The organism is Spongiibacter taiwanensis, from assembly GCF_023702635.1.
GTDB lineage: Bacteria > Pseudomonadota > Gammaproteobacteria > Pseudomonadales > Spongiibacteraceae > Spongiibacter > Spongiibacter taiwanensis.
Window position 1 is genome coordinate 1980061 of record NZ_CP098455.1, and the last position, 13020, is coordinate 1993080.

Annotated in this window: 10 protein-coding genes; 5 read left to right on the top strand and 5 right to left on the bottom strand. The window is 58.8% G+C overall.

What is annotated here, in order from left to right:
* Window positions 1–9 precede the first annotated feature (9 nt).
* The 3 genes from NCG89_RS09125 to NCG89_RS09135 all read left to right on the top strand — a co-directional run bounded on the left by NCG89_RS09125 (window position 10) and on the right by NCG89_RS09135 (window position 2508).
* Window positions 10–1359 (top strand): spinster family MFS transporter, encoded by a 1350-nt coding sequence (locus tag NCG89_RS09125; RefSeq protein WP_251086218.1) that lies wholly within the window; start codon window positions 10–12, stop codon window positions 1357–1359.
* 266 nt (window positions 1360–1625) lie between these two features.
* The gene (locus NCG89_RS09130; protein ID WP_251086219.1) at window positions 1626–2282 is read left to right on the top strand and encodes a glutathione S-transferase family protein; all 657 of its coding nucleotides are present in this window, start codon (window positions 1626–1628) and stop codon (window positions 2280–2282) included.
* 82 nt (window positions 2283–2364) lie between these two features.
* Window positions 2365–2508 (top strand): DUF3096 domain-containing protein, encoded by a 144-nt coding sequence (locus NCG89_RS09135; RefSeq protein WP_251086220.1) that lies wholly within the window; start codon window positions 2365–2367, stop codon window positions 2506–2508.
* An 87-nt stretch (window positions 2509–2595) separates the two neighbouring features.
* On the opposite strand, the gene NCG89_RS09140 is transcribed toward NCG89_RS09135, so the two are convergent.
* Genes NCG89_RS09140 through NCG89_RS09150 form a run of 3 tightly spaced genes read right to left on the bottom strand, consistent with a single transcriptional unit; the run spans window position 2596 to window position 9271 of the window.
* The gene (locus NCG89_RS09140) at window positions 2596–3228 is read right to left on the bottom strand and encodes a hypothetical protein (protein ID WP_251086221.1); all 633 of its coding nucleotides are present in this window, start codon (window positions 3226–3228) and stop codon (window positions 2596–2598) included.
* Window positions 3229–3263: 35 nt separating this feature from the next.
* Complete coding sequence (locus tag NCG89_RS09145) at window positions 3264–6584, bottom strand: UvrD-helicase domain-containing protein (RefSeq protein ID WP_251086222.1); 3321 nt, start codon at window positions 6582–6584, stop codon at window positions 3264–3266.
* A complete protein-coding gene (locus NCG89_RS09150) occupies window positions 6581–9271 on the bottom strand; it encodes a PD-(D/E)XK nuclease family protein (RefSeq protein ID WP_251086223.1) in 2691 nt (896 codons plus the stop codon). The genes NCG89_RS09145 and NCG89_RS09150 overlap by 4 nt, the downstream gene beginning before the upstream one ends.
* Before the next feature lie 174 nt (window positions 9272–9445).
* Here NCG89_RS09150 and NCG89_RS09155 point away from each other — a divergent pair, with 174 nt between their 5' ends.
* Complete coding sequence (locus NCG89_RS09155; protein WP_251086224.1) at window positions 9446–9961, top strand: TlpA disulfide reductase family protein; 516 nt, start codon at window positions 9446–9448, stop codon at window positions 9959–9961.
* Here NCG89_RS09155 and NCG89_RS09160 read toward each other — a convergent pair.
* Window positions 9948–10445, bottom strand: coding sequence for a DUF3859 domain-containing protein (locus NCG89_RS09160; RefSeq protein ID WP_251086225.1), 498 nt, complete (start codon window positions 10443–10445; stop codon window positions 9948–9950). The two genes, NCG89_RS09155 and NCG89_RS09160, sit on opposite strands and share 14 nt — an antisense overlap.
* Window positions 10446–10490: 45 nt before the next feature.
* Complete coding sequence (locus tag NCG89_RS09165) at window positions 10491–10961, bottom strand: DM13 domain-containing protein (protein WP_251086226.1); 471 nt, start codon at window positions 10959–10961, stop codon at window positions 10491–10493.
* A 290-nt stretch (window positions 10962–11251) separates the two neighbouring features.
* Here NCG89_RS09165 and NCG89_RS09170 point away from each other — a divergent pair, with 290 nt between their 5' ends.
* Window positions 11252–13006: a BamA/TamA family outer membrane protein gene (locus tag NCG89_RS09170; protein WP_251086227.1), complete on the top strand. Its 1755-nt coding sequence runs from the start codon at window positions 11252–11254 to the stop codon at window positions 13004–13006.
* Window positions 13007–13020 lie beyond the last annotated feature (14 nt).

The following is a 13020-nucleotide window of genomic DNA, read 5'->3' on the forward strand; positions in this document are numbered from 1 at the left end:
AGAATAACCATGACACCGAATCCCCCTGGCAACAGCCCCAACCGGGACCCCTACGATCAGCCTCGCACCCGCTACCTGGCCCTGGGGCTGCTGATGACGGCCTATGTGTTTAACTTTATTGACCGGCAGATTCTGGCCATTTTGCAGGAGCCGATCAAAGCAGAGCTGTCCCTTTCAGACACCCAGCTCGGCCTGCTGACCGGCTTCGCCTTTGCGGTCTTTTATGTGGTGATGGGCCTGCCAATTGCGCGCTGGGCCGACCGGGGCAATCGCCGCAATATCATCTCACTGGCCGTTGGCGTGTGGAGCTTTTTCACCGCCATCAGCGGCATGGTGTCCAGCTATGTACAACTGCTGCTGGTGCGCATCGGTGTCGGCGTGGGTGAAGCCGGTTGCAGCCCGCCATCCCACTCCATGCTGTCGGATATTTTCTCCCGCTACGAACGCGCCACTGCCATCGGCATTTACACGGTGGGGGTCAATATCGGAATTTTGCTGGGCTTTCTCGCCGGTGGTTGGCTGAACGAATTCTTCGGCTGGCGCATCGCCTTTCTGGCGGTGGGTATTCCGGGTGTGCTGCTGGCCATTATCATCCGGGTATTTCTCCATGAACCCCGTCGGGGCCGCACCGATGAGCCAAGTGCAACCGACGCCGGCGCAAGCCAGGCCGATGCCGACCAGCCCTCGCTGATGAAGGTGTTCGCCACCCTGTGGCAGCTGCACACCTTCCGCTACATGGCGGTTGCGGCCGCATTTATCGCCTTTGCCGGCTATGGTCTGCTCAACTGGTTACCGTCATTTTTTATCCGCATTCACGGCCTGAGCACCGCCACCGTCGGAACCTGGTTTGCCCTGATTCTCGGGGTCGGCGGCGGTCTGGGAACCTGGCTGGTAGGCTATTTTTCCGACCGCCTGGGGCGCCGTGACGAACGCTGGTACCTGTGGCTGACGGCCATTTCCATCGCCGTATACCTACCCCTGCTGATTGGCATTTTTCTGGTCAGCAATGCCACCGCCGGGCTGCTGCTCTACATCATCCCCGGGGTATTTCTGACCACCTACCTGCCGCCCATTATTGCGGTCACCCACAATCTGGTGCCCAACCGCATGCGGGCCATGTCGTCGGCGGTGGTTTACCTGATCCTTAACCTGATCGGCCTGGGGCTGGGGCCAGTGAGCATTGGCTTTATCAGCGACATGCTGGCGCCCACTATGGGTAACGACGGCCTGCGCTACGCCATGCTTACCGTTATTCCCACCGCCGCCGTGCTCGGCATTGTGTTCCTGATGCTGGCTGCCAGCACGATCCGCCGGGAAACGGCGGCCCATGCCGCCAACCTCAACAACAAGCCGGCCTGATCGTTGTAAGACTCACCCTGGAACTTGGCGGCCAGCATTGGCCGCCCTTTTTCCATGATCGTCCGCCGCCCTCCACCCGTTTGCCTTTCTGGACGCGCAATTTTCCCGCTAATTCCGCAACCTGAGGCATTGCTAGCAACGCCCCGCCAAGGACTGACAGCCAGCCAATTAGTGTGAACAGGCTCTAATAAACCCCATTAGTCGGTATACTTGGCCGCAGCCCTTCGGTCGACCGGGAAGCGCTGTCACTTGCCATGGAGAACTGAATGCGACTGGAACTATTTGCCCACCCTTTTTCTTCTTACAGCCAAAAAGTCATTATTGCGCTGTACGAAAAGGACATTCCCTTTTCACTGCGTTTACTGACGAAGGAAGAGCCAAAAAATCTCGCTGAGTTTGCCAAGCGCTGGCCGATCAAGCGCTTTCCGCTGTTGGTCGATGGTGAAAAGCAAATTGCCGAGGCCAGTTGCATTATTGAGTACCTCGACGAACAGTTTGAGTCAGGCCCGCGCCTGCTACCCGCGGGACCCGATTGCCTGGAGGTACGATTTATGGATCGTTTCTTCGATAACTATGTTGCCACCCCGCAACAACGGCTGGTCTACAACGCGCTGCGCGATGAGGCATTGCGGGACCCCCTGGCCGAGGAAGAAGCCAGCTTTCAGCTGGAGCAAAGCTACCAATGGCTCGACCGGGCGCTGGCCACCCGACCCTGGGCCGCGGGAGCGAAGTTTTCCCTGGCGGACTGCGCAGCAGCGCCGTTTCTGTTTTACGCAAACTGGGCCCACCCTATTCCGTCCAAATTGAAGTTCCTGCACGGCTACCGGGATCGCCTGTTCAGCCGCAACGCGGTCGCCCGCGTGATTGACGAAGGTCGCCCCTATCGCCACCTCTTCCCACTGACCGGCTTTCCAGACGACTGAGCGCCACTGAACCAGTCTGGGATTTTCAGCTCCAAACTCAATAACGGGCTAATGCCAACGATGGCTAACGAAGGAATACACTATGACTATCACACTGGACCTCATCCCGCTGCTGTCAATTGCCGCTGGCGTTGCCATTCTGATTCGGCCGCGGCTGCTTAACTACATTGTCGCCGCGTATCTGATTGCCATCGGTGTGATCGACCTGTTTAACCTGCATTTCTAGCGCGGTCGCGTCGCGCAGCCAGAGACTGGCGAAAAAAAAGGCCCTTCTTTAAGGGCCTTTTCAGTGGGCGTTCAATTTAACGACGGATCAGAATTCAAATTTCAGCGGGGCGGAGGGCTGCACATTGCTGGCCACCGGCAGCTGGAAGTGGTCTGGCATTTTCTTCACGGTGTAGATTTCAGACAGGCCGAGGTGGCGATAGCGGAAGTAGTTCTTGCTCAACGCCAGAATTTCATAGGCATCGTAGTGGTCCGGGTCTGTGGCATCGGCTACTTTCATCCCGTCGGCCTGCACCCAACCGCGAAAAATCCGGAAATAGATATCCTCAGACACCCCCCAGAAGCCCACCTCAGACTGGGAAGTCACCACCCCATTGGCCTGATTGAAGCGAAAATCTATCCGGTAAGTGCCGTCTACCAGCCGCTCGATCAGCCACTCTTTACTGCCACCGTCAGCGCTCTTGGCAACCCCGTACCATTTGCCCAGCAACATGCGGCGGGCGGTGGGGGTGGCCATGGTAAAGGTCGGCGCGCTACGAGTACTTTTATTGGTTGGCGCTGCCTCTTCCTCTTCCGCAGCGGCCTCGACTTTGTCCACCGCCTGACGGAGGTTCACTGGATCGGGGCTCGGCGGCGGTGGCGGCGGTGGCGTGTTGCCAGTCATGCTGGCACAGCCTGCCATCAACAGCAGGCAAACAACCAGAAATAGTCTCGAAATCACAGAAAAATCCTACTCATTGGCGCCAGCGGCGCATATCAATCCAGAATCAACAGCCGCCGATGAGCGGGGAAATACAGGGCAGTAACGATCGGGCATTGTACCCCAGTTGCCGCCAGGGCATTGCGGTATATTGTCATCTTGTGACGGTAACGCTCTGCCTGGCCAGCAAAAAATGTTTCCAGGTCACCACTGCCCCTGGCGGTTTTATAGTCAATTATCCAGCACTTGTCACCCTTTGGATCACTTTCCAGGAAGACCCGGTCCAGGATCAGGCTCTGCCACTGTCCGCCTACCAGGCGCCGCAGGGTTTGCTCGTTGGCCTGCCAGGCAAAACTACCCAGTATCCACTGGCCAACCTCGCAGTCGCGAGTGTTATCCAGCAGGCCGAGCACCTTGTCGACGCTGTCGCTCAGGCCCGGCTCCGGATGGCAGTGATGACGTAATCGCAGCGCAATGCGCTGGCCAAGCCTGGCCCGATCAGCATAGAGGCCCTCCTCCACGCCGCCGCGACCCAGCTTTTCCATCAGTTCGTGGAAAACGATCCCAGTGGCCCGCTCCTCGATATTGTCCTCAAGCACCGCATTTTCGCTAAATCGCTGGGCCTGCTGCAGCGGCGACAGCGGCAGCGCCGGGGCCTGGTAGTCACGCTGAAGCTGCACCGCAAAATTTTCCATACGCGGAGCGAGAGGTACGCATCGAGTACCTTTCTCGTCATCCTGCTCAAAGCGCATTGCGCAATCAAAGGACGGACCAAGCTCCTCCCACAAACGCCCCAGAAAGGACGCGGATTCTGCCTTGATCTCGCCGTTTTTGTCCTCGCTCGCCAGACCAAACAGGTGCAGTTCGACCTTCGCGCGGGTAAGGGCGACGTACAGCTGACGATCCAGTTCTTCGGCCAGCGCCGCGCGGCGCTGGCCATCAAAAAACCGGTAGAATCGCGCCGCCTGATCGTCGCCCGCCTGGGGCTTGGGCGCGAACACCATATGCTCCCCAAGGCGCTGCCACACCAACAGGGGGCTGTCTTCATTGCGCCCCCGGCCGCCAAGGCCCGGCAGTATCACCAGGTCGAACTCGAGCCCCTTGGATTTATGTACTGTCATCAGTTCCACCGGCGCCACCGGCGGCGTGGCAAACAAACGCTGCAAAGCCGACTCGAAGGCGCCGATATCTTCCAGCAATCCGGCGGGAGCATGTTGTGACAGCAATGCCAGCACCCGCTCAACATCCCGATACTCGGTCTCGGTCACACAGGCTGGCCCACCGAGCTGATGCCAGGCGGTGCGCAATGCCCAACGCAGGTCCCGGCTCTGGGGCTGGGCTTCAATCCAGGCAATGACCTCGGTTACCCGTTTCACCCGACGGCGACCCTCGGGGCTCAGTGCAATCCCATCGGCGTTAAACAGCGCGTCTCGCAATAAGCCGCCCGGTTGGCGCAGCAAGCGCAGGTCTTCCCAGCTGAGGCCAACAAAGGGCGCACGTGCCAGCCGCGCCCAGGCCACATTATCTGCCTCGTGCCACAGGCTGCGCAGCAGCGCGGTAAAATCCAACACTGCCGGCGTCTCGACCAGCGTGTCGATATCCTGGCCTGAAAAGGCAATTCCCGCCCCCTTCAGAGCCGGGACGATGGCCGCTAAATGGCGGCGGCTGCGGGCCAGAATGGCAATGCTGGACACTTTGCCAGTCGCCTGATCCTCTGCTTGACGGCGCTGAATGAGCGCGACGATGTCCGCCGCTTCCTGCTGGCCAACCTGCCCTTTTGCATTAACCTGATAGGCTTGCACATAGGGGTGGATATGCAGACAGCCGTCGCTGCTGCGCTGAGCAATGGCCGGGGTATATTGGCCACCGCGCTCGTCAAACAGACGACTAAAACCCCTGTTCACCCAATTCACCAGGGTCGCAGATGAGCGAAAATTCGCGGTGAGCTGAAGTAGCTCAAGGGGCCGGTTAGCAAAGCGAGCCTGCTGAATCAGGTCGTCAAACAAAGCCACCAGGCTACCGCGAAAGGCGTAAATTGATTGCTGCAGATCGCCGCAGAAAAACACGCTGCGACCATCGCCCTCCTGCCAGTCTTGGCACAGGTTACTCAACAGCTCGATTTGGCTCACTGAGGTATCCTGCATCTCGTCGACCAGAATATGCTCAATGCGGTCCTCCACCAGTAGCGCCTCACCGACTTCGTCGCCAACCTGCCCGGGACGCAGCGCAAAGATCGCCCGCTGGGCAATCTCCACAAAATCGACACCGCCCTGGTGCTCAAACTCCAGCCGCAGGTAAGCCGCGAGATAACGCAGCGCGCAGCGAAAATCCTCTACCAGCTCCCGACTGCTCTCAGGCAGACCGGGCGCGGGCAAACTGGCCAGCTCTCCCAGGCACGCCGTTACCTCGGGATAGTCACCCTGGGCCTCGCGCTGGGCCAACCAATCTTTCAAGGCCTGGGTGCCGGGCTGGCCCTTGCGAAACTTGGCATGCTGCACACCGCCCGGCCTGTACATTTCACCTTTGGTATTGAGCAGCGATTCGGCCACTTTCTGTAACAGCGGAATGTGCTCATCGTGATCAACCTCGTCCAGATCAAGCACGGCGGCCCAGGCATGCTCTTCCACTGCTGACGAAGCTTCGATAAAGGCACTCAACAACACCGGCAATTCACGCTTGCGCAGCACGGCGATCAGCTGTTGATAGCGACCGCGAATTTCCGCTGCCAAGGCCTCTTCCATCGCATCGATATCGCCGCTGAGGATGTCACCCAACCATTGGTCCCGCTTGGCCAACAATGCCGCCAGCAGCGGTAACAGGCTCTCTATGCGGTTGTTGCCGTAAGCCAGCAATCGCGATAGCGAGGCGGCAAGATCGGGGGGACAGCGCGCAGAGTCCAGCTGTCGAAACAGTGTTAAAATTGCTTGGCGATACAGTGCATCGGTATCCGTCAAAGGACGTGCTGCGCCCATACCTGAAAGCAAGGGCATGCGACGAGTCAGACTGCCGCAAAAACTGTCAAAGGTGGCGATGCGCAGCCGGGCGCTATTCTCCAGCAGCTGCCATCCCAGCTCGGCATCGCGCTGCAGCACTTTTTCTACCACTTCGTTTATGTCGCTTTCGAAGGCATTTTCTGCCGGGGCATTGCCCCGCTGCAAAGCGCCGATAACCCGTTCTTTGATCTCACCTGCTGCCTTGTTGGTGAAGGTAATGGCAACCACCTGCTCCGGATGCGCCACCGTGAGCAGGCAACGCAAGTAACGCAGCAACAGAACACCGGTTTTGCCGGAGCCCGCGGGCGCCCTCAGCAACACCGATACACGGGGATCCACGGCCCGATCCCGATGCGCCTGATCCGGCGGCAACCCATGACTCATTGCGCACCCTCCCCGGCTGACTCGCCATCAGCGGCGCCCTCACCCCGCAAAAGCGGTAACAGGTAAGCGCTGAAGCCTCGCTGATGATCCTGACTGAAATCGTGACCGATATCGCCGCCAAGAATGCCCTCCGCCATGGTTGTCAGCGCCCTTTCCCATGCACTTAACTCTTCGGCCCATTTTTCAGGGGTATCCACGTCCTTGTCTCTGGGCACTTTCTTTACCACGCTATTTGTCCAGTTACTGCGCAGGTGAATACTGAGTTCATCAACGCTCTTCACCTGCGCCAACATCACCCCATCCACGGGCGCCCCGGCGTCGGCCTCGGCCAGCGCGTAAATGGGTAACTGGGGCTCGCTCAGTTGATCTACATTTAAATTTCGCCCCTCTACCCGACCGGTTTTGTAATCGATCACCAATCGATGCTCGCCAATCTGGTCAATTCGGTCGACCCTTAAGCGAAGCGGAATTCCCATCAATCGATATTCCCGCTGCTGTTCAGTAGCAATCACCGTGAAGGGCTCCAGGCGCGTACGTTCTTTTTCCAGCCAGGCACCCAGCAAGCTGCACAAGCGCCGGATCTCTAACTGCTTCAGCGTGTCGCCATAGCGACCACTGCGCAGCTCCGGATGGGCAAATGCGCGCACAACGCACTCCTCTACACGCACAGCAAGCTGGGTCGCAGTAAGGCTTGCCAGCGCCGCGCTGTCGCCGGTTTGTTGCCAGAAAAACTGCAGGCTGTCATGGACCAGAACGCCCTGAATTCGCTGATCCAGCCCCTCTCGTGGCTGGGGAAACTCGGCCAGCTGCAAACGGTATTTCAAGAAAGCGAGGAAGGGGCTGGCGGCATACTCTTTGAACAGCCCGGTGCCGCCACGAAGTTGTTCACGTTCGGCCACGCCCACTGGAGACACCGCATCGTTTTGCGGCTGAATAAGGTCGGCAGAGCACTGAAAGCCCAGTGCCGATGTCAGGGGAGGGGCCGACGCTGCCATGCTCAACAAGGGGGAGGCCGCCAGCGGCGCACCGTTTTCATTTTGCTGGCAGTGGCTGACCATGACCTCAGGCGCCACCGCTAGCAGCGCATTCAAGACCTTTTTATCCGCTGCCAGCCGGGTCGCGGCGCTCGCGTCGGGAATCGCCGCGCGCTGCTGCAAGTGCAGAGGCAAAAATGGCGACGGTTCAACGCGGCGGGGCAGGGCGCTGTCGTCCAGCCCCATAATCCAGATAGCGTCAAACTCCCGGCCAATCGCATCCTCGTAAGACATAATCCGCACCGGACACCACCAGTCGCGGGCAATGGAAAAGCGCTTGCTCGCAAGGATATGCTGCAACCAGGAAAGGGCATCTCCCTGAGCAATTTCGCCGAGCTGACGATCCAGGGCCCGAAACACATCCATTGCCTGGCTGAAGCCCCGTCGACATTGTTGTACGACCAAATCGTCATTGTCGGCATTGGGCCAGCCAGCGGCCAGCAGCAGCTGGTCAAAGAAGCGTACCCACCTGGAGGGTAACTGGCGTGCGGGGGCCTGGCCGACGATCTGCGCAATGGCTGTCAGTGGCTCCAGCATTTCGTCTGTCACTGTCGGGCTATGCCGGGACAGCGCCAATGCACTTGCCAATGTGGTTTCCGGGCCAAGGTACTCTCGCCAACGCAGATCCAGACTTGCGCGATCACTGCGATGCTCAGGCCAGCCACGGATAAAACGAGAACGCAAAATGCGGCTTAACTTCTCTGTTTCTACCGAGGAATTTCCAAGGGAAATAACATCCCAGGCCGCACTGATGAGCGGAAAAGACAGAATTTTCTCACTGCCCTCAAACACCCAGGGCTCGCGAATGGCAGGCGCGGCAACGTCCGGATCACTTCCGCTGCCAACCGGGGGGAACAAGGTTTGCGGATAAAGATAGCGGGCGAGGGCGCTTTGCAGGTCAGCCTGGTAGCGTTCGATATCGGGCACCGCGATACAGATCAGGTCGCTGGGCGCCCGGTCGGGCAAGGTTTTCGCCAGCCAGGTGGCCACCTGCTCACATTCCTGGCGCTGCTGCTGCACACTCACCAGTCTGGGGGTGCTCATTGAACGACGTACAGCCAGGCGCCAGCGCTGACAGTGGCAACCACAGTGGTCCAGAAATCGCTGCATCGCCGGTGGAAATTCGAGGTCGGGACTGATCACAATATGGTCAGGCAGGGCCAGGGAAGGCTGGGCGAGCAAATAATGGGGTAGCTGTTGGCTGCTGAGGGCCTGCTGCGTGTCCAGGGTGTCTTGCAGTGCCTCGCGCCACTCGCTAAATGCCTGGTACTCCGGGCTGAACAGGTAATCCTCCCGGCGGTCACCCAGACAATAGGCGGCGTGCAACTGGAAGGCATCGACAAACTGGCGAGTAATCGCCAAGGGGTTAAGGCAATTTGCGGGGTAGTGGGGGCTGGCTTCAATAATGCCTCTCGCCAGTGCCAGTAGCTGAATGGGACGCAGCACCTGACGGTCGGCAAAGCAGTTGTCCCACAGGCCTGCCAACCACTGATCCGGCGGCACAATCGTAATGCTTTCCAGAAAGGCCTGATCCTGCTCGCCGCGGAGGCGGGCGATGGCATCGCGACACTGCCGGGCGGCGGTGTCACTGGGCATCAGTACCAGCACCTCACCCTCCAGGCGCAAGATTTCTTCCAAGCCGATATCTGTCAAACCGAATCCCTAGCGTTGCGGCCCAAGGCGGTGGCCATAAAAACCGCTATGGTAATCATTGGCAGGCACCCGGACCAAAACTTTTCCGCGTTTTGGCCCTGAGTGGGCAAAGGCGGGGGTGATGACTCGGTTATGGCATACTTCGGCTTTTTCGGGTCGACCTAAACTTCCATCATGCTGCCTGCACGCGTCATCTTGTTATTGATCTGCCTGCTCCCCGTCGGGGCCGCTGGCGAGAAGTTTTTCATCCCGGTAACCGACATGCACTTGCCCACTGACCTGGGCTTGTTGGATGTGAATGATCAGGTCGTCAACCTGAAGCCAGACCGGCCACTGCTGATTAATCTGTGGGCGCTCTGGTGCGCCCCTTGCCTTGAGGAGCTGCCGTCACTGAATCGCCTGCGGCAGCAGTTTGCCAACACCGAGCTGGCGATGGTGGCGCTGAATTCAGGTGACAGCCTCAAAGAAACTCGCGAGTTTGTCGCCCTGCACCCCATCGACTTTCCTGTCCTGCTCGATATCAGCACCCGCTACAGTCAGCGGCTGCAACCCATCGGGCTGCCCACCACCTATCTGGTGGACACCCGTGGCGTTGTGCGCTTTCGGTTTGAGGGTAAAGCGGATTGGACAAGCCCGTCGATGCTGAGCAAACTTCGCCTGGCCCTGGCTGAACTAACTACTCCACCGTGATGGTTTCGCTGATCAGCTCATTGCCGTCGAGCAGCACTTTAAAGGTCCACTCGCCGGCAACCAGTTCCCAGGGCTCCTCGATGTACCAGCTGTAAACGTCGGCATACAGGTCGGGATCACCGGCACAGGCACCAATACGCTGGCGCCGCTCGTAGTAGCTGCGCGGCTCACCAGAGGGTGTCATCATTTCGGGATGAAAGAGTACATGACTGAGGGTGTGGCACTCCTGGTCGGCCAGCCCGCTGATGACATACTCCACACCGAAATTAGCGCCAACGGCTCCCTTTACCCGGTGAGTCTCGTCGCGCACCTCAATGGACTGGCAAATATCCCGCGCAAGGGGGTAGCGATCGGACTGCTCCATCTCGGCGCAGCGGCTGCTGGCCACCACACCGGTCTTGTGGGTAACAGAAATGGCCTCCCCAGCCATCAGTGCGCCCGGGAGGGAGAGGGCGCCGCTGAGCAACGCCAGTGAGATTGTCATTTGTGTTTTCATCCTTGAACTGACAGGCCCAACACCTGTTAGCTCCTATTGATAGGTCGCCGATGTGATAAATTGCCTAAATGAATCACACCAGACCACTACACTCCGATAATCAGCCGGATCGATATCCCCAGCCACCGGCACCACAAAATGCTCAAAGGTTTTAATATCCCCCACCCGCACCATCGAAGCCTGATGGGCGAGAAATCCCGCTTTGTCCGCAATCGGCACCGGCGACAGGTAGAGGCCAAAATCGGGCCCCGGCGATAGCTTGCCCATCAGGGAAATGCTATCGCCCCCAATGGCAACCACTCCCTCGCCCCAGTGCAGGGCGTCACTACCGGCAACATCGCGGTTGAAATAGGTGGTGAACTCAGCCCGTGCCGCCGCCTGCTGCAAAGTGATTTCGTCTGGTGAGGGCGGGGCGGTCAAAATCGGTAACGCATAAATTCCGGCCGCAAAACCGATCACCACCGCCAGGCCATGACTGATCAAAAAACGTAGCAAGCGTCCCATACCGTCATTCCCTGAGTGTTGAACTGTTGCGGGCCAGAGGCGGCCAGCCACACGCCATTGCGCAAAAACCCGCTGCTGGGCGGGGTGGTATCGTCTAACCATACCCCATTTGTGCTCCGCTACGACACAATACCTGACGCGATTTGCTATCTTGATACTGTCTCGACGTAAATCTGGCTCTACCGCAAGCTGTCTCAACCACGTTCTGGTTGCTTGACAGCTCGCTCCGAGCAGTCGAGTCTAGAGTAGCTGTATCCGGTCCCTCGCAATGTAAGGCCGAACCGCCGACTATGCCGTATAAAAAGATTCTGTCTGCACCTCAACGCTTGCGTTGCCCCCGGGCGCTGACCAGTTTGCTGTTGCTTGCCCTCAGCACAGCAAGCGGCGCCGAGGAAACCACAGAAACCCGTGAGACCGAGAAAGCTCGGCAACCCAGTGAGCAATGCCAAAGCCTGCTGCCACGAGGCGATCCGGCACTGTTTCAGTTTGTGGAAACCCGCGAGAAAATCGATTACGACCAGTACAAGGGGATGCCCATCAAGGGGATCGACTACGAGGTCCTGCCGATATTTGACCCCAACAACCCTGACGAAAACTACGCCATCTACCGGCTGTTCAATTTTCTGCACATCGACACCAAGCCCGGCACGCTGGAGAAGCAGATGCTGCTCAGCCCCGGCGAGCCCCTGAATCCCGACGAGCTCTACGAGAACGAGCGCCAACTCCGGGAGAACGGCTATCTGGTAGATGCCATGATTGTGCCCGAGGAGGTCTGCGATGATGGCATTCGCCTGCGTACCGTGGTGCGGGATGTGTGGACCCTGTACGCCAGCGGCTCGGCATCCCGCTCCGGTGGTGACAACAGCGTGGGCGCCGGCCTGACCGAAAACAACCTGTTCGGCCTCGGTCAGGAACTCAGCGTGGGGTATTACGAAAACGACGACCGGGACGGTTACGGTTTTTCCTATTACGCTCCTGACCTGATCACCCAGCACCTGGAGTTGGCGCTGGACTACTACGACAACTCCGATGGCGACGAGCTCTCGGTAAACCTCAAGCGGCCCTTTTACAAACTCGATAGCCGCTGGGGCGCTGGGGCGTCAACGGACCAGATTCGCCTCACCGAGAATGTAGAGCGCGATGATGTGGTCATCAATCGCTACCAGCGCGAATCGATCAACAACAGCGCGTTCTGGGGCTGGTCAGCCGGCCTGGAGAACAATGAAGTACATCGCTGGCGCATCGGTTATACCGAGCAAATTGACGAGTTCACTGCAGTAATGGACCCCTCAAGCCCGCCAGATGATGTTGAACTGCGCTACCCCTGGGTAAACTGGGAATACCTGCAAGACCGCTTTTGGACCACCTCCAACATTACCCGCAGTCACCGTCAGGAAGATATTCCCATTGGCCTACGCAGCAGCGTAACGCTGGGCTACGCCAGCGAAAGTGCCGGCAGCGACCGCAATGCCGCTATCTACAACTACAACCTGTCTTACTCGACCAATGCCGGGCACAGCCACCTGGTGCGGACCCGAGCGGAGGGCAGCGGCCGCTACAATCTGGATACCGATCTGCCGGAGGAGGCGATCTACTCGTTTAACCTGGACTACTTCAAGTTCATCGACCCCAACAATCGCTGGTTTATCAACCTGCAATACAACCTGGCGCGCAATATCCGCGATGACCGCTCCTTCACCACCGGCGACGGCGACGCCCTGCGCGGCTACCCCAGCGACATTCAGCGCGGCAATCATCAATGGACCTTTACCGCCGAGCGCCGTCACTTCACCGATATCCATCTACTCAATCTGGCCTGGCTGGGCGGGGCAATTTACTTTGATGCCGGACGGACCTGGGACAGTGACAGCGACGACCCCGATGTGGACGAGCGGGTGCTGAGCAATATCGGCATGGGGCTGCGCATCAGCCCGTCAAAATTTCGCATTGATCGGGTCGCCCACATCGATATCGCCTGGCCGCTGGACGAGGGCGACAATATCGACAACTACCAGATTCTGATCAAAGGCCGGGTCGATTTTTAACAACCCGGCGGAGG

Bases quoted from the DNA above. Each gene is read 5' to 3' on its own strand.
- NCG89_RS09125 (WP_251086218.1), top strand. From the start codon at position 10: ATGACACCGAATCCCCCTGGCAACAGCCCCAACCGGGACCCCTACGAT.
- NCG89_RS09130 (WP_251086219.1), top strand. From the start codon at position 1,626: ATGCGACTGGAACTATTTGCCCACCCTTTTTCTTCTTACAGCCAAAAA.
- NCG89_RS09135 (WP_251086220.1), top strand. From the start codon at position 2,365: ATGACTATCACACTGGACCTCATCCCGCTGCTGTCAATTGCCGCTGGC.
- NCG89_RS09145 (WP_251086222.1), bottom strand. From the start codon at position 6,584: ATGAGTCATGGGTTGCCGCCGGATCAGGCGCATCGGGATCGGGCCGTG.
- NCG89_RS09155 (WP_251086224.1), top strand. From the start codon at position 9,446: ATGCTGCCTGCACGCGTCATCTTGTTATTGATCTGCCTGCTCCCCGTC.
- NCG89_RS09160 (WP_251086225.1), bottom strand. From the start codon at position 10,445: ATGACAATCTCACTGGCGTTGCTCAGCGGCGCCCTCTCCCTCCCGGGC.
- NCG89_RS09165 (WP_251086226.1), bottom strand. From the start codon at position 10,961: ATGGGACGCTTGCTACGTTTTTTGATCAGTCATGGCCTGGCGGTGGTG.
- NCG89_RS09170 (WP_251086227.1), top strand. From the start codon at position 11,252: ATGCCGTATAAAAAGATTCTGTCTGCACCTCAACGCTTGCGTTGCCCC.